Here is a 20,527-nt window from a genome sequence, read left to right on the forward strand (position 1 = left end):
CCGCGTGTTTTCCGGGGTGCCCGTGAACCGGGCGCCGCCCGTCCGTCAGGAGCGGCCGGCCTGGTCCAGCGCCTCGGCGGGGGAGGGCGCCGGGGTGCGCTCCGCGAGCGGGACGACCGGGAGCAGCGTCTCTTCGCCCAGGAACACCCGGCGCACGACACGTTCCGCGGCGCGGCCGTCGTCGTAGTCGCAGTACCGCTCCCGGAAGGCCTGCCGGAGCCCCGCCGACCTCTCGCTCCGCCACTCCCCGGAACCGAGGACCGCGGCGAGCTGCTCCTGGCTGGTCGCCACGGCACCGGGCGGCTCCGCCATCAGGTCGAAGTAGGTGCCGCGCACGACCCGGTAGGTGTCCCAGTCGTCGGCGTAGATCACGATCGGCCGGTCCAGGTTGGCGTAGTCGAACATCGCCGAGGAGTAGTCCGTCACGAGGGCGTCCGCCGCGAGGTAGAGCTCCTCGACGTTCGCGTGCGCGGAGACGTCGATGATCCGGCCGCTGGCCTGGAGGTCGGCGAGGCGGCCGGTCGGCTTGTAGAAGTAGTGCCCGCGCACCAGCAGGGTGACGTCGGGGCCCAGCTCCTCGGCCAGCTTCGGCAGGTCCAGCCGCGGGGTGAAGGACTTCTGGTACTCGCGGTGGGTCGGCGCGTAGAGGAAGGCCGTCGAGCCGTCCGCCAGACCGAGTCCGTGCCGGATCCGGGCGACGTCCGCCGCGGTGGAGTTGAGCAGGACGTCGTTGCGCGGGTAGCCGGTCTCCAGCGAGGCGTACCGGCAGGGGTACACCCGCTCCCACACGGTCGTGGAGAACCGGTTGGCGGACAGGCTGTAGTCCCACCGGTCGCACCGGCTGAGGAGCTTCTCCATGTCCATGCTGGTGGACGCCGGGTACTGGGCCTGGTCGAGCCCCATCGTCTTCAGCGGGGTGCCGTGATGGGTCTGCAGATGGATCTGGCCCTCGCGCTTGATCACGGTGTCGCCGAAGTTCACGTTGTTCGTCAGGTACTTCGCGCGCGCCATCACCGACCAGTACTCGCGGGACCCGACCACCACGGCCTCGACGCCCTTGGGCACCCGGTCGCGGTGCTCCGACCTGACCGCCCAGACCCGGCGCATGCCGGGCGCGAGCCGGCCGAGCTCCGCCTCGATGGCCGCCGGGTTGCAGGCGTAGCCGCGGCCCCAGTACGCGGAGAACACCGCGAGGTTGTCGTCCAGCGGCAGGCGCAGCTGGGACTTGTAGAACATCCCCAGGGCGGCGCGCTTGGCCCGGCCGGCGCGGGCCCGGCCGCCGAGCCGGGCCCGGTTGCGCACGTTGTTGACCCGGGTGACACCGACCAGCGCCGAGTAGGAGTCGAGGCCCAGCAGCGCGTACTTGTAACCCTTCCCGCCGGCCGGCCGCTCGAAGCCCTCCGGAAGGCGGCTCCGGTAGTCCTTGGCCGCACGGTGGAAGAACTCCGCCCGTGCCTTCTGCGGAAGGCGGCCCGGCTTTTCCAGGACGGTCAGAAAGTGGTCGACCATTTTCCTGAAGAGCGCCGGTCGCCAGGAATCGAGATCCGGCCGCCCGTCCAGATAGGCGAAAACGCGGTCGTACTGATCGAAGACGTCGAAATGCTTGCGGCTCACCGTGCGGAGGATGTTTCCGCCCTCGCGCCGCTGCCGGTACAGCACACAGGAACGGTCCAGGACGGCGATGCGCTCCGCCGAGATCAGCGAGGAGTACGTCCACGGCGCGTCCTCGTAATACCCGGGCGGGAACCGGAAGCCGTGCCGGGTGACGAAATCGCGGCGGTAGGCCTTGTTCCAGACGATCTGCAGCAGATCCAGCAGCTGCGGCCGGTCCGCCAGCGCGAAGACGTCGGGGCCGCTCTCGTCCAGCAGCTCCGCGCGCTTGTTGCGCAGCAGCCGTCCGTCCCAGTAGGTGCGGGTGTAGTCGTAGATCAGGACGTCGGGGTCGTCCGTCGCGTCGAGACGGGCCGCGATGGCCGCCAGTGAGCCCGGGGCCAGCGTGTCGTCGCTGTCGAGGAAGACCAGGTAGTCACCGACGGCCTCGTCGATACCCGCGTTGCGCGCGTGTCCCAGACCCACGTTCTCGGTGAGGTGGAGCACACGGATCCGGGAGTCGCGTTCCGCGTATGTGTCGAGGATCGCGCCCGAGCCGTCCGGCGAGCAGTCGTCCACACCGATGACCTCGAAGTCGGTGAAGTCCTGCTCGAGCACGGAGTCGAGACACTCCCCGATGTACCCCTGCACGTTGTACGCAGGCACGATGAGTGTCAGTCGGGGCATCGTCCACCAGTCCAGAGAGCTGTGCGAGGGTCTGTGCGAGGGGCGCGGCGCGCACCGTTGGGCAGTGCGGAGGCGTCCAGCACCCGGACAGCGTAATTGATCCCTGTCAGCCTCCTATGAGCGGTGAGGCCCGGTCCGCCGATCCGACTTTCCGTGCACGTAGAGTGAAGCGGACGGTAGGACCTCGGACAGGGAGACGCACGAATGACCTGGATGGTTACGGGCGGGGCGGGATACATCGGTGCACACGTCGTGCGCGCGATGCTCGCGGGCGGTCAGCAGGTCGTGGTGTACGACGACCTGTCGACCGGGAACGCCGAGAACGTGCCCGCGGGGGTGCCCCTGGTGACCGGCAGTGTGCTCGACCGTCAGACGCTCGACGCGACGATCCGCGACCACGGTGTGACCGGTGTGGTGCACATCGCGGGCAAGAAGCAGGTGGGCGAGTCCGTCGAGCGCCCCCTCCACTACTACCGGGAGAACGTGACCGGCCTGGAGGTGCTGCTGGAGAGCATGGTCGACGCGGGCGTCGACCGGCTGGTGTTCTCCTCGTCCGCCGCCGTCTACGGCATGCCCGACGTCGCCCTCGTCACCGAGGACACCCCCTGTGCGCCGATGAGCCCGTACGGCGAGACCAAACTCGTCGGCGAGTGGCTGATCCACGCGGCCGCCCGCGCCCACGGGCTGCGCTGCGCCTCGCTCCGCTACTTCAACGTGGCCGGTGCGGCGTCGCCCGAGCTGGCCGACGCCGGGGTGTTCAACCTCATCCCGATGGTCTTCGAACGACTGGAGGCCGGTGAGGGCCCGCGGATCTTCGGCGACGACTACGCGACGCCCGACGGCACCTGCATCCGCGACTACATCCACGTCGAGGACATCGCATCCGCCCACCTCGCGGCCGCGCGCCGGCTGGAGGACGCGGAGAGCGGCACGGACCTCACGCTCAACATCGGCCGCGGCGAGGGCAGTTCCGTACGCGAGATGGTCGACCGGATCCTCGAGGTGACGGACAACGGCGACGTCACCCCCGAGGTGACCGCCCGCCGCGCCGGTGACCCGGCCCGGGTGGTCGCCGGCGCCGACCGGATCCGCGCCGAGCTGGGCTGGTCGGCCCGGTACGGCGTGGACGAGATGATCGACTCCGCCTGGCAGGGCTGGCGCCACCGCCACCCGTAGAGCCAGTACGGCCGAGGCCCGGCGCCCCTTCCGGAAAGGGGCGCCGGGCCTCAGTCGTGCCGGGCGGGATACGTGGGACGCGCCCTATCCCTCGGGCGCCGCCTCCAGCCGCTCCTCGGCCGCCTGCGCCTCCTCCAGCGCTCCGCGCTGGGCCGGGATCGCCGGAAGCAGCCGGTTCGACATCCGTACCCGGTGCTCGTCCGATACCTCGCACAGGCTGAGCGCCGCCTCGGCGAAGCGCACCTGGGACGGAGGGTCCGAGGGGCCGAGGAGACGCAGCTTCAGAGCGGCGCGCGCCTCGGCCGGCCCGTCCTCCGCCGGGCGGCGCACCGAGTCGACGAGAGCGGCGACGGCCGCCGCGTCCGGGGTCAGGATCGTCGCCGCGCGGACGGTCGGGAACGCCTCGCGGAAGAGCTCCTCGGTCATGTCGCTGGTGTTCGCCACGGCGTACGGCTTCGCACTCGCCAGGTAGTCCGTGACCACGCTCGACACATCGCTGATCAGCAGGTCCGCCTCGTTGAAACAGGAGTAGAGCGAGGGCTCCGGCCCCGTGATGATCTGGTGCTCGGCCTCGGGGAGCGATGCCCAGTGGGCCGCCTCCCAGGCCCCCCTCGCGGCGGCGACGGCCTCGGCCCGGCCCGGTTCCGGGGTGCCCTGCACCAGCATGCGTTCCGCGTCGTCCGCGTCCTGCCGGAACGAGGAGGCGGTCAGGGCGTGCAGCTCCGCGGTCCGCCGGGCCAGCTCGGCGGCGGCCTGTGGGCCGGGACGCGGACCGGTGCGGCCGCGGTTGGCCTCGTGGATCAGGGCCTGGACGCGGTCGTTGGCGGCACCGGCCCGGGGGTCGACGGAGCCCGTCATCGGGTGCGGCTTGTAGAGCAGCCGGACGCCCGGGTCGGCCAGCAGTTCCCGGACGATGTTCTCGCCGGCCAGGACGATCGAGGTGTTGCCCGGATTGCCGTCCCAGCCCTCCCACGTGGGGGCGTAGAGCACGGTCGTGTGCGCACCGGCGGGCGGGCCCGCGTACGGGGCGATCGGGGCGAGCTGAGGGCGGCCGATCTCCACCACGTCGCCGTCATCGATGCCGACGTCGGCCTGCGCGTAGCGTTCGCGCGCCGCCGGTCCGGCGACCCACACCTCGTCGTACGCCTTCGCGTACGGATTGCAGCTGGAGAGCTTGTCGCTCTCGCCGTGGTTGACGAAGGCGTGCTTGATCGACGGTATGCGCAGGACCTGCGAGGTCTTGCCGGAGTTCGCGGGGTGGATCAGCAGCTTGAGGGAGGACTGCTCCAGGCGGAGCAGGTGGGCGACCTTCGGGATGCACACGATCGGGATGTCCGTCGCACCGATCCGCTGCATCATGAACCGCTCGCGCAGCACGATGACGGGCCGGCCGTCCAGCCCGGCCAGCGCGTCGAGCCACATGTTGGCCTGGTAGGCGGAGGAGACGCCGCCGGAGAAGTACATGCCGACCGTCGGCCGGTAGTCGGCGAGCCAGCCGTCGAACCAGTCCAGCGCCTCCTCCTGTGACGCCGGGCGGCGGCGGACCAGGCACCACACCAGCTCGGCCAGCGAGACGGTGGCGAGCACCATCGACAGCGCGATGCCCGCCGCGGCGAACTGCGGCCTGTCGCTCGCCGCCGACACCAGCAGGCCCACGGTCGCGGGCAGGCCGAAGCGCAGCAGGCGCGGCCCGTGACGGCGCATCAGCAGGGCCGGGGGCGCCGGGGTGATCCGCAGGGCGGAGGCGTCGATGTTGCGGGTGAGCAGCGGCATGGTCCGCGTGCCGCGCACCCGGATCGCCGCCGCGTGGCCGGCGAAGTGCAGCGCGTAGAAGAGCAGCAGACCGAGGACGAGGGGGAGATACGCCGTCTCCCGGTGGAACCCGGCCAGTCGGAGCAGCCCCACGACCAGCAGGAAGTCACAGGTCAGCCGGCGGACCAGGACATCGGCCCGGACCTTGGCGAGCAGGGAGACCTGGCCGGGCTGCCATCGGTGCAGGGCCGCTTCGGCCACCACGTTGGCGGCCGTCGCCGTGATGAGCAGCGCGATGTGCGCCAGAGCGGCCGCGGCGGCCTGAGCGACGAAGGACGCGGCCAGTACGACGACGGGGAGGGCCTTCGCGGCGTACCGCAGGACCGGGGGGAGTGGTTGCACTGGGGGACTCCAAAGAGCGCGAGCGCTCACGTGCGCGGTGGGGGCCGCGCCGACGTGTCGGCCGGTCCGGCCGGGATGGTCCGGTCCCTGACCGGACGCCCGGGGGCATGAGGGTTCAGGGGCCCCACCATATGGAGGGCGGCTCCTCCGTTCATGAGACGAACGTGAAAGTTCTGTGAGAAGAAGGCGCTTGGGCGCAACCAAATTCGGAGTTCGTGAATTCGCAGGATGTGTCCCTGAAAGTGGTGACCACTCCGCATCTGCCGCGGGACATCGGTGTCAAATCCGACGGCCGGGTTCACCCGTAGTTCAGTTCGACGCCAAGTGAATGTGATTGCGCGCAGGGGAGTGGGCCGTGCGTGAAATGGCGTTATGCGGTTACGGGCGACCGCCGCTTTTCGTCCGGATGTGTCGGTAACGGGCCGAGAGGGCTGTTTCGCCACAGATGGGACGACGAATCTAAGTAAGGTCGCCCGACAGGTCGCAGCCGCGACAGGACCGCCATCTCATCGTGGGGGCAGAATCAGTGAAGGCTCTCGTACTTTCCGGTGGGGCAGGCACCCGGCTCCGTCCCATCACCCACACCTCGGCCAAACAGCTGGTTCCGGTGGCGAACAAACCGGTGCTGTTCTACGGCCTGGAGGCCATCGCGGAAGCCGGCATCACCGAGGTCGGCATCATCGTGGGCGACACCGAGGAGGAGATCCGCGCGGCGGTCGGCGACGGTTCCCGGTTCGGTATCGACGTCACCTACATCCCGCAGTCCGAGCCGCTCGGCCTCGCGCACGCGGTACTGATCGCCCAGCGCTTCCTGGGCGACGAGGACTTCGTCATGTACCTCGGGGACAACTTCATCATCGGCGGGATCACCGGCCTGGTCGAGGGCTTCCGGACGGACCGGCCCGACGCCCAGATCCTGCTGACCCAGGTGCCCGACCCGACCTCGTTCGGTGTCGCCGAGCTCGACGGGGACGGCAGGGTGGTGGCCCTGGAGGAGAAGCCCCGGGAGCCCAAGAGCGATCTGGCGCTCGTCGGCGTCTACCTCTTCACCCGGGTCATCCACGAGGCGGTCCGCTCCATCCGCCCCTCCTGGCGCGGCGAGCTGGAGATCACCCACGCCATCCAGTGGCTGATCGACCAGGAACGCGACGTCCGCTCCACCATGATCCGCGGGTACTGGAAGGACACCGGTAACGTCACCGACATGCTGGAGGTCAACCGGACCGTCCTGGAGACGGTCGAACCGTCCACCGAGGGCGCCCACGTCGACGACGAGAGCGAGATCATCGGCCGGGTGCGGATCGAACCGGGAGCCCGCGTCACCCGCAGCCGGATCGTGGGGCCCGCCATCATCGGCGCCCGCTCGGTGATCAGCGACGCCTACGTCGGACCCTTCACCTCGGTCGCCCAGGAGTGCCGGATCGAGGACAGCGAGATCGAGTACTCCATCGTCCTGCGGGGCGCCTCGATCGACGGCGTCCGCCGCGTGGAGGCCTCCCTCATCGGCCACGAGGTCGAGGTGACCCCCGCGCCCCGGAGCCCCTCCGCCCACCGTCTCGTCCTCGGCGACCACAGCAAGGTGCAGATCTCCTCATGACGACCGACATCCTGGTGACCGGCGGGGCCGGTTTCATCGGCTCGCACTACGTCCGCACGCTGCTGGGCCCCGACGGACCCGGTGACGTGACCGTCACCGTCCTCGACAAGCTCACCTACGCGGGCATTCCGGCCAACCTCGACGACGTGCGCGACCACCCCGGCTTCGCCTTCGTCCAGGGCGACATCTGTGACGCGGAGCTGGTCGCCGGCCTGATGGCCGGGCACGACCAGGTGGTGCACTTCGCCGCCGAATCCCATGTGGACCGGTCCATCGACGGCGGCGCCGCCTTCATCCGTACCAACGTCGTGGGAACCCACACCCTCGTCCACGCCGCGCACCTCGCCGGCATCCGGACCTTCGTGCACATCTCCACCGACGAGGTCTACGGCTCTATCGACGAGGGCTCCTGGACCGAGAGCGAACCCCTCGCGCCCAACTCCCCGTACTCCGCGTCGAAGGCGTCGAGCGACCTGATCGCGCTCGCCTACCACCGCACCCACGGACTCGACGTCCGGGTGACCCGCTGCTCCAACAACTACGGGCACCACCACTTCCCCGAGAAGGTCATCCCGCTCTTCGTCACCAACCTGCTGGAGGGCCTGCAGGTCCCGCTGTACGGCGACGGCGCCCACGTCCGCGACTGGCTGCACATCGACGACCACGTCCAGGGCATCGAACTCGTCCGCACCAAGGGCCGCGCGGGCGAGGTCTACAACATCGGCGGCGGCACCGAGCTGTCCAACAAGGAACTCACCGGGCTGCTCCTGGAGGCCTGCGGCGCCGACTGGGACACCGACGTCACCTACGTCGAGGACCGCAAGGGCCACGACCGCCGCTACTCCGTCGACTGCACCAGGATCCGCGAGGAACTCGGCTACGAGCCACGCAAGGACTTTCGCACCGGCCTCGCCGAGACCGTGCGTTGGTACCGCGAGAACCGCGACTGGTGGGAGCCGCTCAAGGAGAGGGCCGCCCTGTGAGCCCGGTCTGGCTGGTCACCGGAGCCGCCGGAATGCTCGGCCAGGACCTGCTGGCCGCCCTCGACCACGAGGGCGTCACCGCCGTCGGTGCCGACCGCGCCGCCCTGGACATCGCCGATCCGGCCCGCGTCCGCGAGGCCCTCGACGCCCACCGCCCCGCGGTCGTCGTCAACTGCGCCGCCTGGACCGCCGTCGACGACGCCGAGAGCCAGGAGGACGCCGCGCACCGGGTCAACGGCACCGGGCCCGCCGTCCTCGCCGAGGCCTGCCGCGAGCAAGGCACCGTCCTGATCCACGTCTCCACCGACTACGTGTTCGCAGGGGACGGCGCCCGCCCCTACGACGAGGACGCCCCCACCGCTCCCCGCAGCGCCTACGGACGCACCAAACTGGCAGGCGAACGCGCCGTCCTGGAGGCCCTCCCCGACACCGGCTACGTGGTGCGCACCGCCTGGCTGTACGGGGCGGGCGGCGGAAACTTCGTCCGCACGATGATCAGGCTCGAGGGCGTCAAGGACACCCTCGACGTGGTGGACGACCAGCGCGGCCAGCCCACCTGGACCGTCGACCTGGCGGGCCGGCTGGTCCGGCTCGGACGGGCCGCGCTGGAGGGCACCGCACCGGCGGGCGTCTACCACGGCACCAGTGGCGGCGAGACGACCTGGTACGGCTTCACGCGGGAGATCTTCAGGCTGCTCGGCGCCGACCCGGCCCGCGTCCGCCCCACCACCAGCGCGGCCTTCGTGCGCCCCGCGCCCCGGCCGGCGTTCAGCGTGCTCGCACAGGGGCGTTTCGCGGCAGCCGGGATCGAACCCATCCAGGACTGGCGCACCGCGCTCGGCGAGGCGTTCCCCGCGCTGCTCGCCGCGGAACGCCCCTGAACCGTGCCCGGACGGGCGGCCACCCGTGGGTCAGGTCGTGAGCGCCGGCTCCCCGGCCCGCGTCCCGGCCGGGGACGGACCGGCCGCCCGCAGCCGCGCGTAGTACGCCTCGCACTCCGCGTACGAGGGGAGCAGCCCCCGCTCCTCGGCCTCGGCCAGCGAGGGAGCGGTCGCGTCCTTCCCGGAGAGCAACGGGGCCACGTCCAGCGGCCAGTCGATGCCCAGCTCCGGGTCGAGCGGATCGATGCCGTGCTCACGCGTGGGGGCGTAGCCCTGCGAGCACAGGTAGAGGACGCTCGCGTCGTCCGTCAGCGCCATGAAGGCGTGGCCGAGCCCCTCGGCGAGATAGACCGCACGGTGACCGCTGTCGTCGAGGCGCACCCCCTCCCACCGCTTGTACGTCGGCGAGCCGGCCCGGACGTCCACGATCACGTCGAGCACCGCGCCGCGCACACACTTCACGTACTTCGCCTGACCGGGCGGCACATCGGCGAAATGGATCCCGCGCAGCGTGCCCCGGGCGGAGGTGGAGAAGTTGGCCTGTGCGAGCCCCAGCGAATGCCCCGCCGCCGCGTCCAGGTCCGCGGCCCTGAACCACTCGTGGAAGGTGCCGCGGCCGTCCGTGATGACCTCGGGCTCGTGCACCCAGGCCCCGGGGATGGAGAGCTGGCGCATGCGATCACGTCCTGTTCCTGAAGTTCGCCGAGTCCTGCCGTCGTGATGCCGACGTCTCCTGCAACGAGCAGCGGGGCGGGATGGATACGGAACGGTACGGATGCGGACGAATCGGGGTCCACGGTACGGAATGCGAAGGCGCCGTTTTCCGTGCTCGCGTAGATTGCGGATTCCGATCGAGGGCGAACCACGGGGGATACGCGTGTCAGGGGCAAGGCAGGGCGTCACGGAGGCCCGCAGGATCGTCGTCAAGGTCGGTTCCTCCTCCCTCACCACCGCCGCAGGCGGCCTCGACGCGGACCGCGTCGACGCGCTCGTCGACGTGCTCGCCAAGGTGCGCAGCGGCGGCGAGCGGGAGGTCGTCCTCGTCTCGAGCGGCGCCATCGCGGCCGGACTCGCACCGCTCGGACTGCACCGCAGACCCAAGGACCTGGCCAGGCAGCAGGCCGCCGCCAGCGTCGGCCAGGGACTGCTCGTCGCGCGCTACACCGCTTCCTTCGCCCGCTACGGCGTACGCGTCGGCCAGGTGCTCCTCACCAGCAACGACACCAGCCGCCGGGCCCATTACCGCAACGCCTACCGCACCCTCGACCAGCTCCTGGACATGGGCGCGCTGCCGATCGTCAACGAGAACGACACCGTGGCCACCGACGAGATCCGGTTCGGCGACAACGACCGGCTCGCCGCCCTCGTCGCCCATCTGGTCCGCGCCGATCTGCTGATCCTCCTCTCCGACGTGGACGGCCTCTACGACGGCGACCCGAGCATCCCCGGCACCACCCGAATCGCCGAGATCACCGGCCCCGCCGATCTGGCCGGGGTCAGCATCGGCAGCGCGGGCAAGGCGGGCGTCGGGACCGGTGGCATGGTCACCAAGGTCGAGGCCGCCCGGATCGCGACCGCCGCGGGCGTCCCGGTCGTGCTGACATCGGCGAGCCACGCGGCGGACGCGCTGGCGGGCCGCGACACCGGTACGTACTTCCACCGCACCGGACGCCGCAGCGCGGACCGGCTGCTGTGGCTCGCCCACGCCTCCACCCCGCAGGGCTCACTGACCCTGGACGACGGTGCGGTGCAGGCGGTCGTCGAACGGCACAGCTCGCTGCTGCCGGCCGGGATCGCCGCGGTCGAGGGCGAGTTCGCCGCGGGCGACCCGGTGGAACTGCGCGATCTGCGCGGCCGGCCGGTGGCGCGCGGGCTCGTCAACTTCGACGCGAAGGAGATTCCGCAGCTCCTCGGCCGGTCCACCCGCGATCTGGCACGCGAACTCGGGCCCGCCTACGAACGCGAGGTCGTACACAGGGACGATCTTGTCGTTCTGCACAGCTGACAAATCCCTGAAACGGCTGAAAGTCCGGCCTTCGGGCAGAGACCTTCACGAAAACCGCCCCACGCCGGGCCGCGGACTGGTCCACTTTGTAGCAGGGACACTGCGGGGTACACAGCACAGCAACACATTCACAGGAGGCCGCCGGTGAGACGAGCGCGCCCGGGGGCGCCGCCCCGAGGAACGGGTGGCCGCGCCCTGACCAGCGTCGGAGCAGGCGCCGACTTCGACGGGAGGTTGTCCGCGGACCGGAGGGACGAGCGGACCACCCGGCCCGAACAGACGGTGGTGAGCCAGGAGCGCACCCAGTCGAAGCTGTGGCACATCACTCTCTGCGTCTCGGGTGCCGAGATTCCGCTGAAGGAGGTCAGACGCGGCCTCGAACAGCTCGCCCACGACCACCCGTTCCTGCTGACCAGCCGGTACGCCAACGACCACGCGGAGATCCGCTACTGGGAAGAGGCCCGAGACCTGCACGACGCGGCGGCGGTCGCCCTGCGGCTGTGGGGGGAGCACCGCTCCAGCGCCGGTCTGCCGCCGTGGGAGATCGTCGGCCTTGAGGTCATCGACCGCGAGACGTACCACCAGCGCATCGCCGAGGGGTACGGGCCGCCCCCGGCGGCCCCGGTCGGTGTGCACCCGTACTGACCGTCCGGCGGCTGTCTCGCATCACGGGATACGTGACGGATGCCCGCAGTGTGCGCACTACTCTGCGGGCATGACCACGCTTTCGCCGTACGACAACATGTCCCCGGTCGCCCAGGCCGCCTACCGGGCACGCGCCGCAGCCGCCGACATCGCGCCACTTCCGCGCGCGGCGAAGGACGACGCGCTGCTGGCGATCGCGGACGCGCTCGAAGTACGGACCAGCGACATCATCGCGGCCAACGCAGAGGACGTGGCGCGCGCCCGCGAGGCCGGGACCAGCGAGTCGGTCGTCGACCGGCTCACCCTCAACCCCGAGCGGATCCGCGCCATCGCCGCCGATGTGCGCGACGTGGCGGCGCTGCCCGACCCGGTCGGCGAGGTGGTCCGCGGCTCGACGCTGCCCAACGGCATCGACCTGCGACAGGTCCGGGTGCCGCTCGGCGTGGTCGGGATCATCTACGAGGCCCGGCCCAACGTGACGGTGGACGCCGCCGCGCTCTGCCTGAAGTCGGGCAACGCGGTCCTGCTGCGCGGTTCGTCCTCCGCCCGCTCGTCCAACACCGCACTGGTCCGGGTACTGCGCGACGCGGTCGGCGGCTCCGGGCTGCCGGCCGACGCGGTGCAGCTGGTGCCGGGCGAGAACCGCGACTCCGTACGTGAGCTGATGCGCGCCCGCGGACTGGTCGACGTGCTCATCCCGCGCGGCGGCGCCTCGCTGATCCGCACCGTCGTCGAGGAGTCCACCGTCCCGGTGATCGAGACCGGCACCGGCAACTGCCATGTGTACGTGGACGCGCTGACCGACCTCGACATGGCCGTCGAGATCCTGGTCAACTCCAAGGCACAGCGCCCCAGCGTCTGCAACGCCGCCGAGACGCTCCTGGTCCACAAGGACATCGCCGACGCCTTCCTGCCGCGGGCCCTGGACGCGCTGGCCGAGGCGGGGGTGACCGTGCACGGCGACGAGCGGGTCCTGGAGTACGCCGAGGGGTCCAAGGCCACCGTGGTGCCGGCGACGCCGGAGGACTGGGAGACCGAATACCTCTCGTACGACATCGCGGCCGGCGTCGTGGAGTCGCTGGACGCGGCCGTGGCGCACATCCGGCTCTGGTCGTCCGGTCACACCGAGGCGATCGTGACCACATCGCAGGCCGCGGCCCGCCGTTTCACCCAGTTGGTGGATTCGACGACGGTCACCGTGAACGCCTCGACGCGATTCACCGACGGCGGCCAGTTCGGCTTCGGCGCCGAGATCGGTATCTCCACCCAGAAGCTGCACGCCAGGGGCCCGATGGGGCTGCCGGAACTGACCTCGACGAAGTACATCGTGACCGGCGACGGCCATGTGAGGTGAGCTCGGGATGCGGAGAATGTGCGGTCTCCCTGCCGAAAACGCCCCACCGGGTCTAGGCTGAATCCGTGCCGGACGACGTGGGGGGCAGGCCGTTCCCGAACGGCTGGGAGCCCGACGACGACCGCGGGGGCGCGGACAAGGACTTCGCCTCCGTGGTGTTCGACGAGGACTTCGTACGGGCCGCCTTCTTCCACGAACCTTCCGCTGTCGAGCGACTGTCGGCGGCGGCCGAGGCACGCGCCGAGGCGGAGGCCCACCGGGCCCGCTCCGGCGGCGGCCCGCTGGACGACGAGCTCTACGACGACGGCTACGGGCCGGGCGGCGGATACGGCGGCGAGAGCGACTACGACGACCGTCCAGGTCCGGACGGCGACTACTACGAGAGCGGCCCCTACGGGCCGCACGGCGGCGCGCTGCGCCCCTACCGGGGGGCCGCACGCTGGCACCGACCGGTGGCCTGGCTGCTCGCCCTGGTGATGGGCATCGGGATGGTCGCGCTGGCCTTCAGCGCCGTCTACCGCAATACCTCGGGCGACCGGCAGGACCAGGTCCCGCCACCGGCGACCAGCGGGGTGGACAGCGCCCCGGCGCCTTCTGCCGTGCCGTCCGCCTCGGGCGGCTACCTCCGCCCGGTGGTCTCCGCGGCCCCCCGCACGCCCTGAGGGCCCCCGGGGCCCGCGCCCCGGCGGTCCTGGACGGGTTCCCTGAGCGTCTTCGTCGGTTCCGGGCGCCATGCCCGTCCGCCGGTAGCCCAGGCCGGTATCCGCCGGTCTCCGCGTTTACCGTTGCCGTAATCGACCTACTCTGAAGGTATGACCCCTCACCGTTCGAAGAGGGGGCTCCTCACTTGCCCGTCATGCCCCCGCATGCCGGGCAGGCTCCGTCCAGGCCTTCCGGCCGGGGCGGGGGCGCACCGCACCGGCCTCCGGTCGGTGACGTGGAGTCGGGAGAATTCATGGCAGACCACGGAGATCCAGAGGGTTCGGCGGAGAACAGCGCGAGCGGCGGCGAGGACGAGTACCGGTCGCTCGTCTTCGACGAGTCCTTCGTCCGGGCCGCCCGGCTCCAGGAATTCTCCGCCCAGGAGCGGATGGGCGAGCACGCCCGTGCTGTGCGCAGCCTGCCGGGCCGGACCCTGCGCACCGGGTCCAGGACGGCGCTCGTCCTGATCGTGCTGATAGCCCTGGCCTTCGGCACGGCCGTCTTCATGGGCTTCCGCCACCCCTACCAGACGCCCGTCGGCAGGCGGGCCGAGGCGCTGCGGATGACCTTCGTCCCCCTGGCGCCTCGCGGCACCGTCCCCGCGGGCACCCCGGCCGGACTGTTCGCGGAGAGCCCCGCCGCCCACTACCCCGAGGGCGCCGAAGGCATCAATCCGCCGGTCGCCGGGCGGACGGACAACTTCTCGGCGAGCCAGGTCGTCGCCGCCCTGGCCACCGTCAAGAACTACCTGGTCGCTTCCTCGCTCGACCCGGACGTCCTGGGCGGCAACACCGTCCGACCGGTGGAGGCGCTGCTCGATCCGGATCAGACGGTCCAGTTCGAGCGGAGCATGAGCGGGCCGTACGGAGACGGGCGGCACGCGGCGACCGGCTGGCTCGTGCGCTTCGACCCGGCCGAGGTGGCCCCCGCTCCGGAGGTCCGCGTCCGGGGCACCCTGCGATACGCCGAGGTGGGGGCCGACGCCCTGGAGGTGGTGTCGGACCACACCTTCACCTACGCCCTCCGCCCGGCCGTCTCCGGCCCCCAGCAGGCCGACGGGGCTTCGCTGTTCACCGTGCGGCGGGAGCTGCGGTTCCGGCTCGACCGGGAGGATCTGCGGCTGGGCCGGGTGGAGGTGCGGACCAGCGACGTCCAGGCCGGACCGCAGTCCTGCACCGCAGACACGAGCGGCGCGCTGCGGCCGCTGCTCGCCGGCCGGCGAGCGGTCTCCCGGGGCCCCGCGGGCACCGACCCGTACGAGACGGACCGGCCCACCGCGGCGCTGTGCGGAACGCTGGAGGTCAGCTCCCCGCCGTCCCGGGCTCCTGCGGCCCCTCGGGGTCCTCAGGGCTCCGGGGCTCCTGTGAGCCGTCCGTAGCGTCGCCCTTGCCGGTTCCGGCGCCGCCTCCCGCGCCGGTGAACCTGTCACGGAGCTTGCCGCCCAGATCGCCCGCGCCGCCCGCTATGTCGCCGACCAGCTTCATCAGCGGGTCCTTGCTGCTGCGCACCGAATCGGCGTAGTGCGAGGCGGATTCCTTGAAGGAGTCCGTGACCGAGGTGTCCTTGTCCTCGTCGCGACGGGGGTAGTGCCCGTCCATGATCCGCTGGTAGTCGCGGGTCTCGGACCACTTCTTCAGCTCGGCCGCGCGGACCGTGGTGAACGGGTGCGAACGCGGCAGCACATTGAGGATCTTCAGCACGGAATCGCGCAGGTCGCCGCCCTTCTCGTACTCGTCGGCCTGGGCGAGGAAGGCGTCCACGTTCATCTCGTGGAGGTGGTTGCCTCCGGCGATCTTCATGAGTCCGCGCATCGAGGCCTGCAGATCCTGGCCGACCAGCAGCCCGGCACGGTCGGCGGAGAGCTCCGACTTGCGGAACCACTCGCGCAGCGCCGTCACGATCGCCATGATCGCGACGTTGCCGAGGGGGATCCAGGCGACCTTCAGGGCGAGATTGGTGAGGAAGAGCAGGATGGTGCGGTACACGGCGTGACCGGAGAGGGCGTGCCCCACCTCGTGGCCGACGACCGCCCGCATCTCCTCCTCGTCGAGCAGCTCCACCAGACCCGTCGTCACCACGATGATCGGCTCGTCCAGGCCGATGCACATGGCGTTGGGCTGGGGGTCCTGGTTCACGTACATCGGCGGGACCTTCTCCAGGTCCAGGATGTAACACGCGTCCCGCAGCATGCTGTTGAGATGGGAGAACTGGGCGTCGCTCACCCGGACGGAGTCCGAGAGGAAGAGCAGTCGCAGACTGCGCTCGGGCAGCAGGCCGCTCAGTGCCTTGAAGACGGTGTCGAAACCGGTCAGCTTGCGCAGGGCGACCAGCGCCGAGCGGTCCGCCGGGTGCTCGTACGCCCGGGACGAGATTCCCGGGAAGCGCCTGCGCTGCCTGCTCGGCACGTTCTCGTGACTCTCGTGGCTGCTTTCGGTCATGAATGGGCCCCCTGTTCGTACGAGACGTCGCTCGCCCCCTGACAAATCCCAGCGTATGTGCTGGCGCTACGGTGTGCGGGGGGCTGTGGATAACTGAGGAGACGCCCGACATGCCGCACACCGTTGCTCTGCTCGCCGCCGCATCCGAAGAACAGGGACCGGGCAACACGCTCCGCATCGTGCTGCTCGTCTCGCTCGTCGGAGCCGCGCTGCTGGCCTGGTTCCTGCTGCGCGGATACCGCAACGACGACAACAACGACTGAGTCGGCGTGGGCGTGCCCGGAGCCCCCGCATACGATGTCCGCGACGTCTTCCCTCCGACTCCCGATCGATAGGTCCTGCCGAAGATGAGCCTCACGAGCACCGCACACCAGCTGGTCACCGTCGCCGCCGAGGGCGAGCACGGCGGCAACCACGAAAGCCTCAGCCCGTACCTCACCGGTGGCGGTGCGTTTGTCGCGCTTCTCCTCCTTCTGTGGATCACCACGCGCTTCAACCGCGACCGCTGAGGCGGAGGCGTACAGCTGTGCCAGTAGGCTCTGCACGCATGGGAGAGCAGGAAGTGCCTACCGGCCGCGGAAAGCGCCGACTCGGCGTGATGGGCGGGACGTTTGACCCGATTCATCATGGACACCTGGTGGCGGCCAGTGAAGTGGCCGCCCAGTTCCAGCTCGACGAGGTGATCTTCGTCCCGACCGGGCAGCCGTGGCAGAAGAGCCACAAGCAGGTGTCCGCCGCCGAGGACCGCTACCTGATGACGGTCATCGCGACCGCGTCGAACCCGCAGTTCTCGGTCAGCCGGAGCGATATCGACCGCAAGGGCCCCACGTACACGATCGACACCCTGCGGGACCTGCGCGAGGCCCACGGGGAAGCGGACCTCTTCTTCATCACCGGTGCCGACGCGCTTTCCCAGATCCTCACCTGGCGGGACGCCGACGAGCTGTTCTCGCTCTCCCACTTCATCGGTGTGACCCGGCCGGGGCATGTGCTCACGGACGCCGGCCTGCCGGCGGGGGGAGTCTCCCTGGTGGAGGTCCCCGCGCTGGCGATCTCCTCCACGGACTGCCGCGAGAGGGTCGCCGAGGGGGATCCGGTCTGGTACCTGGTTCCGGACGGTGTGGTCCGTTACATCGACAAGCGCCAGCTTTACCGCGGCGAATGAGCCACGGAGAGGGGCACCGGTGAACGACCGACAGAATCCGTACGACCCGTATTACCAGCAGCCGCAGATCGTCGGCTACGACGAGTACGGCCAGCCGGTGTACCAGCAGCCCGGACAGCAGCAGTACGACCCGTACGGTCAGCAGCAGGGCCAGCAGGGCCAGCAGGGCCAACAGGGCCAGCCGCACCCCGGGCAGCAGGCGCCCCAGGGGGACCAGGGGTACGGCTACGACCCGTACGCCCAGCAGCAGCAGCAGCAACAGCAACAGGGTCCGCCACCGCAGCAGTACGACCCGTACGGCGCCCAGCAGCACCAGCCCCACCAGCCCCACCAGCCCCAGCAGCACCAGCCCCAGCCGCCGCAGCAGGGCTACGGCTACGACGGCTACGGCTACGACACCGGGCAGCAGCCCGCAGTGGTCGACACCACTCAGCAGTGGAGCGTTCCGCAGCAGGCCCCGCCGCCCGCTCCGGCCCCCGCGCCCGTGCCGCCGCCGAGCGACCCCGCTCCGGCACCGGACGCCGACGGGGAGGCCGCCGTCCCCGGGCAGCGGCGCGGCGACCGTGACTACCGCACCGAGCAGTTCTCGTTCATCGAGGAGCCCGACGAGGACTCCGAAGACGTCATCGACTGGCTCAAGTTCACCGAGAGCCGCAGCGAGCGCCGCGAGGAGGCACGCCGCCGGGGTCACAACCGGATGGTCGCGCTGATCGTCGCGGTGGTCCTGGTCGTGGTCGGCGGTGTGGGCTATCTGTGGTCCGCGGACAAGCTCCCCGGCTTCTCCTCATCGGAGAAGGACGACACGGCGACGACAGGTCCGCAGCGACGCGACGTCATCGTGGTCCACCTCCACAACACCAAGGCCGGCGGTACGTCCACGGCCCTGCTCGTGGACAACGTGACCACCAAGCAGGGGGCCACGGTCCTGCTGCCCAACTCGCTCGCCGTCTCCGACGAGGACGGCACCACGAGCACGCTCGGCAAGTCGGTCGACGACGACGGAACGACCGGCACCCGTGAGTCCATCGACACGCTGCTGGGCACCGACATCAGCGGCACCTGGCGGCTCGACACCCCGTACCTGGAGAACCTCGTCGACCTGGTCGGCAACATCGAGGTCGACACCGACACGGACGTGCCCGACGCGAAGAAGGGCGCCGCGCCCCTGGTGAAGAAGGGCAAGGGGCAGACGCTCAGCGGTCCGATGGCCGTCGCCTACGCCACCTACCGCGGCCCCGGTGAGGCCGAGGCCAAGCAGCTGATGCGGTTCGGGCAGGTCATGCGCGGAATGCTGCGGAAGATCTCGGACGATCCGAAGGCCGCCACCGTCACCGTGCAGACGCTGGCCCAGATCCTCGACCCCTCGCTCCCCGAGAAGGATCTTGGCGCCTCGCTTGCCAAGCTGGCCGAGCACGCCAAGGTCGGCGACTACAAGACGGCACTGCTGCCGGTCCAGGAGGACGGCAGCCTCACCGACGCGGCCACCGACAGCGTCGTCAAGGACATCCTGGGCGGCACGGTCAAGGCTCCGGCGGCGGACGCCGCGGTACGGGTCGGCATCAAGAACGCCACCGGGAACGACGGCGGCACGGAGTCCGCCCGGATCAAGCTCGTCAACGGCGGCTACGCCTTCGTCAACAGCGGGAAGTCCGAAGCGGTGGCATCGTCCGAGGTCGTCTACAAGGACGCCGCGGACAAGGAGAAGGCGAGCGAGGTCGCCAAGACCCTCGATCTGCCGGCGACCGCGGTGAAGAAGGGCAAACCCGCCGGGAACGCGGACGTGTCCGTCGTCATCGGCCAGGACTACAAGATCAACTAGCTCGGCCGCAGGCCGGCCGCGGCTCGGCTCCGGGTTTTCCCGGGGCCGGCCGCGCCCGTCCCGGGTCGGCCGCCCGTCTGTCCCGGGAGACCCCTGCGCGATCTTCGAACAATGACTGCGTGAGCTGTCGGCGGTCCGTGAGACCCTAGGGGTTGATCTGCCCGCCGACGAAAGCCTGCTTGTGACCGCCACGGACCGCTCCATCGAGCTCATCAACGCTGCCGCTCAGGCGGCCGCCGACCGGCTCGCGCACGACATCATTGCGTACGACGTCAGCGATGTGCTGTCGATCACGGACGCCTTCCTGCTGGCTTCGGCCCCCAACGACCGTCAGGTCAAGTCGATCGTCGACGAGATCGAGGAGAAGCTCCAGAAGGAGCTCGGCGCCAAGCCGGTCCGCCGCGAGGGCGACCGCGACGCCCGCTGGATCCTCCTCGACTACGTCGACATCGTCATCCATGTCCAGCACAGCGAGGAGCGCGTCTTCTACGCGCTGGAGCGTCTGTGGAAGGACTGCCCCGAGATCGCTCTGCCCGAGGACGCCGTGAAGACCCGCGGCAAGGCCGAGGAGCACGCACAGCTCACCGGCGGCACGGAAGGTGACCAGAGCTGAACGGCAGCGGAAGCGGCAGGGGCCGCAGGATCGTCCTCTGGCGACACGGCCAGACGGCGTGGAACCTGGAGCGCAGGTTCCAGGGCTCCACGGACATCGAGCTGACGGAGGCAGGTGTCGGACAGGCCCGTCGGGCCGCCCGGCTGCTCGCCTCGCTGAAGCCGGACGCGATCGTCGCCTCCGATCTGCGCAGGGCGGCGGCCACGGCCGCCGAGCTTGCCGCGATCACCGGTCTGGGCATCGCGCACGACCCCGGCCTGCGTGAGACCTATGCGGGCGCCTGGCAGGGCCTGACCCACGAGGAGATCGTGGGCCGGTTCGGCGAGCAGTACGCGGCCTGGAAGCGCGGCGAGCCGGTGCGACGCGGTGGCGGCGAGCTGGAGACCGAGGTCGCCGACCGGGCGGCCCCCGTCGTGCTCGCACACGCCGACAAGCTGCCGGACAACGGCACGCTCGTCGTCGTCAGTCACGGTGGCACCATCCGGACCACCATCGGCCGGCTGCTGGGCCTGGAGTCGTACCACTGGGAAGGGCTCGGCGGGCTCACCAACTGCTGCTGGTCGGTTCTTGGCGAGGGCGCACGCGGCTGGCGTCTGCTGGAGCACAACGCGGGCACACTGCCCGAGCCGGTGCTCGGCGACGACGACTGACCGGGCCTGCGGACACGGCCCGGACAGCACCGTCGGGCGGCACCGGCCTGATTTCACTTTCCGGCTGG

General features: G+C 70.7%; 19 protein-coding genes. 15 read left to right on the forward strand and 4 right to left on the reverse strand.

The window, feature by feature from the left end:
- Positions 1-45 precede the first annotated feature (45 nt).
- Positions 46-2,277, reverse strand: a complete 2,232-nt coding sequence (locus tag ACFVJX_RS09130; protein WP_384127998.1) for a CDP-glycerol glycerophosphotransferase family protein — start codon at positions 2,275-2,277, stop codon at positions 46-48.
- A 204-nt stretch (positions 2,278-2,481) separates the two neighbouring features.
- Between ACFVJX_RS09130 and galE the strand changes: the two genes are divergently transcribed.
- Positions 2,482-3,453: a UDP-glucose 4-epimerase GalE gene (gene galE, locus ACFVJX_RS09135; RefSeq protein WP_384127999.1), complete on the forward strand. Its 972-nt coding sequence runs from the start codon at positions 2,482-2,484 to the stop codon at positions 3,451-3,453.
- 84 nt (positions 3,454-3,537) lie between these two features.
- Here galE and ACFVJX_RS09140 read toward each other — a convergent pair whose 3' ends face one another.
- A complete protein-coding gene (locus ACFVJX_RS09140; RefSeq protein ID WP_384128001.1) occupies positions 3,538-5,607 on the reverse strand; it encodes a hypothetical protein in 2,070 nt (689 codons plus the stop codon).
- Between the two features lie 526 nt (positions 5,608-6,133).
- Here ACFVJX_RS09140 and ACFVJX_RS09145 point away from each other — a divergent pair.
- The 3 genes from ACFVJX_RS09145 to rfbD are packed head-to-tail and all read left to right on the forward strand — an operon-like array spanning position 6,134 to position 9,068.
- A complete protein-coding gene (locus ACFVJX_RS09145; RefSeq protein WP_384128002.1) occupies positions 6,134-7,204 on the forward strand; it encodes a glucose-1-phosphate thymidylyltransferase in 1,071 nt (356 codons plus the stop codon).
- Positions 7,201-8,187 carry a dTDP-glucose 4,6-dehydratase gene (rfbB, locus tag ACFVJX_RS09150; protein ID WP_384128004.1) on the forward strand — a complete coding sequence of 329 codons (987 nt, stop codon included), beginning with the start codon at positions 7,201-7,203 and terminating at the stop codon, positions 8,185-8,187. Before ACFVJX_RS09145 ends, rfbB begins: the two co-directional genes overlap by 4 nt.
- A gap of 32 nt (positions 8,188-8,219) precedes the next feature.
- Positions 8,220-9,068, forward strand: coding sequence for a dTDP-4-dehydrorhamnose reductase (gene rfbD, locus ACFVJX_RS09155; RefSeq protein WP_384128090.1), 849 nt, complete (start codon positions 8,220-8,222; stop codon positions 9,066-9,068).
- A 30-nt stretch (positions 9,069-9,098) separates the two neighbouring features.
- Here rfbD and rfbC read toward each other — a convergent pair whose 3' ends face one another.
- On the reverse strand, positions 9,099-9,743 hold the full coding sequence (gene rfbC / locus ACFVJX_RS09160; protein WP_384128005.1) for a dTDP-4-dehydrorhamnose 3,5-epimerase: 645 nt from the start codon (positions 9,741-9,743) through the stop codon (positions 9,099-9,101).
- Positions 9,744-9,945: 202 nt separating this feature from the next.
- On the opposite strand from rfbC, the gene proB reads away from it, so the two are divergent.
- The 5 genes from proB (at position 9,946) to ACFVJX_RS09185 (ending at position 15,152) form a co-directional block, all read left to right on the forward strand.
- The gene (gene proB / locus ACFVJX_RS09165; RefSeq protein WP_384128006.1) at positions 9,946-11,073 is read left to right on the forward strand and encodes a glutamate 5-kinase; all 1,128 of its coding nucleotides are present in this window, start codon (positions 9,946-9,948) and stop codon (positions 11,071-11,073) included.
- Between the two features lie 144 nt (positions 11,074-11,217).
- Positions 11,218-11,718, forward strand: a complete 501-nt coding sequence (locus tag ACFVJX_RS09170; RefSeq protein WP_384128007.1) for a hypothetical protein — start codon at positions 11,218-11,220, stop codon at positions 11,716-11,718.
- A gap of 70 nt (positions 11,719-11,788) precedes the next feature.
- Positions 11,789-13,072: a glutamate-5-semialdehyde dehydrogenase gene (locus ACFVJX_RS09175; protein WP_384128008.1), complete on the forward strand. Its 1,284-nt coding sequence runs from the start codon at positions 11,789-11,791 to the stop codon at positions 13,070-13,072.
- Positions 13,073-13,137: 65 nt separating this feature from the next.
- Complete coding sequence (locus ACFVJX_RS09180) at positions 13,138-13,734, forward strand: hypothetical protein (RefSeq protein WP_384128010.1); 597 nt, start codon at positions 13,138-13,140, stop codon at positions 13,732-13,734.
- A 293-nt stretch (positions 13,735-14,027) separates the two neighbouring features.
- Positions 14,028-15,152 carry a hypothetical protein gene (locus ACFVJX_RS09185; protein WP_384128011.1) on the forward strand — a complete coding sequence of 375 codons (1,125 nt, stop codon included), beginning with the start codon at positions 14,028-14,030 and terminating at the stop codon, positions 15,150-15,152.
- Here ACFVJX_RS09185 and ACFVJX_RS09190 read toward each other — a convergent pair.
- A complete protein-coding gene (locus ACFVJX_RS09190) occupies positions 15,076-16,212 on the reverse strand; it encodes a M48 family metallopeptidase (RefSeq protein ID WP_384128012.1) in 1,137 nt (378 codons plus the stop codon). The two genes, ACFVJX_RS09185 and ACFVJX_RS09190, sit on opposite strands and share 77 nt — an antisense overlap.
- 110 nt (positions 16,213-16,322) lie before the next feature.
- On the opposite strand from ACFVJX_RS09190, the gene ACFVJX_RS09195 reads away from it, so the two are divergent.
- The 6 genes from ACFVJX_RS09195 (at position 16,323) to ACFVJX_RS09220 (ending at position 20,459) form a co-directional block, all read left to right on the forward strand.
- Positions 16,323-16,475 (forward strand): hypothetical protein, encoded by a 153-nt coding sequence (locus tag ACFVJX_RS09195; protein ID WP_164494319.1) that lies wholly within the window; start codon positions 16,323-16,325, stop codon positions 16,473-16,475.
- A gap of 84 nt (positions 16,476-16,559) precedes the next feature.
- On the forward strand, positions 16,560-16,721 hold the full coding sequence (locus ACFVJX_RS09200) for a hypothetical protein (protein ID WP_266778681.1): 162 nt from the start codon (positions 16,560-16,562) through the stop codon (positions 16,719-16,721).
- A 38-nt stretch (positions 16,722-16,759) separates the two neighbouring features.
- Positions 16,760-17,377 carry a nicotinate-nucleotide adenylyltransferase gene (gene nadD, locus ACFVJX_RS09205; protein ID WP_384128014.1) on the forward strand — a complete coding sequence of 206 codons (618 nt, stop codon included), beginning with the start codon at positions 16,760-16,762 and terminating at the stop codon, positions 17,375-17,377.
- Between the two features lie 19 nt (positions 17,378-17,396).
- Entirely contained in the window at positions 17,397-19,196 is a 1,800-nt protein-coding gene (locus ACFVJX_RS09210) for an LCP family protein (protein ID WP_384128015.1), read from the forward strand.
- Positions 19,197-19,377: 181 nt separating this feature from the next.
- Positions 19,378-19,809 carry a ribosome silencing factor gene (rsfS, locus tag ACFVJX_RS09215; RefSeq protein ID WP_384128017.1) on the forward strand — a complete coding sequence of 144 codons (432 nt, stop codon included), beginning with the start codon at positions 19,378-19,380 and terminating at the stop codon, positions 19,807-19,809.
- Positions 19,806-20,459 (forward strand): histidine phosphatase family protein, encoded by a 654-nt coding sequence (locus tag ACFVJX_RS09220; protein WP_384128092.1) that lies wholly within the window; start codon positions 19,806-19,808, stop codon positions 20,457-20,459. The genes rsfS and ACFVJX_RS09220 overlap by 4 nt, the downstream gene beginning before the upstream one ends.
- Positions 20,460-20,527: the final 68 nt, after the last annotated feature.

Source organism: Streptomyces sp. NPDC127177, from assembly GCF_042672475.1.
Taxonomy (GTDB): domain Bacteria; phylum Actinomycetota; class Actinomycetes; order Streptomycetales; family Streptomycetaceae; genus Streptomyces.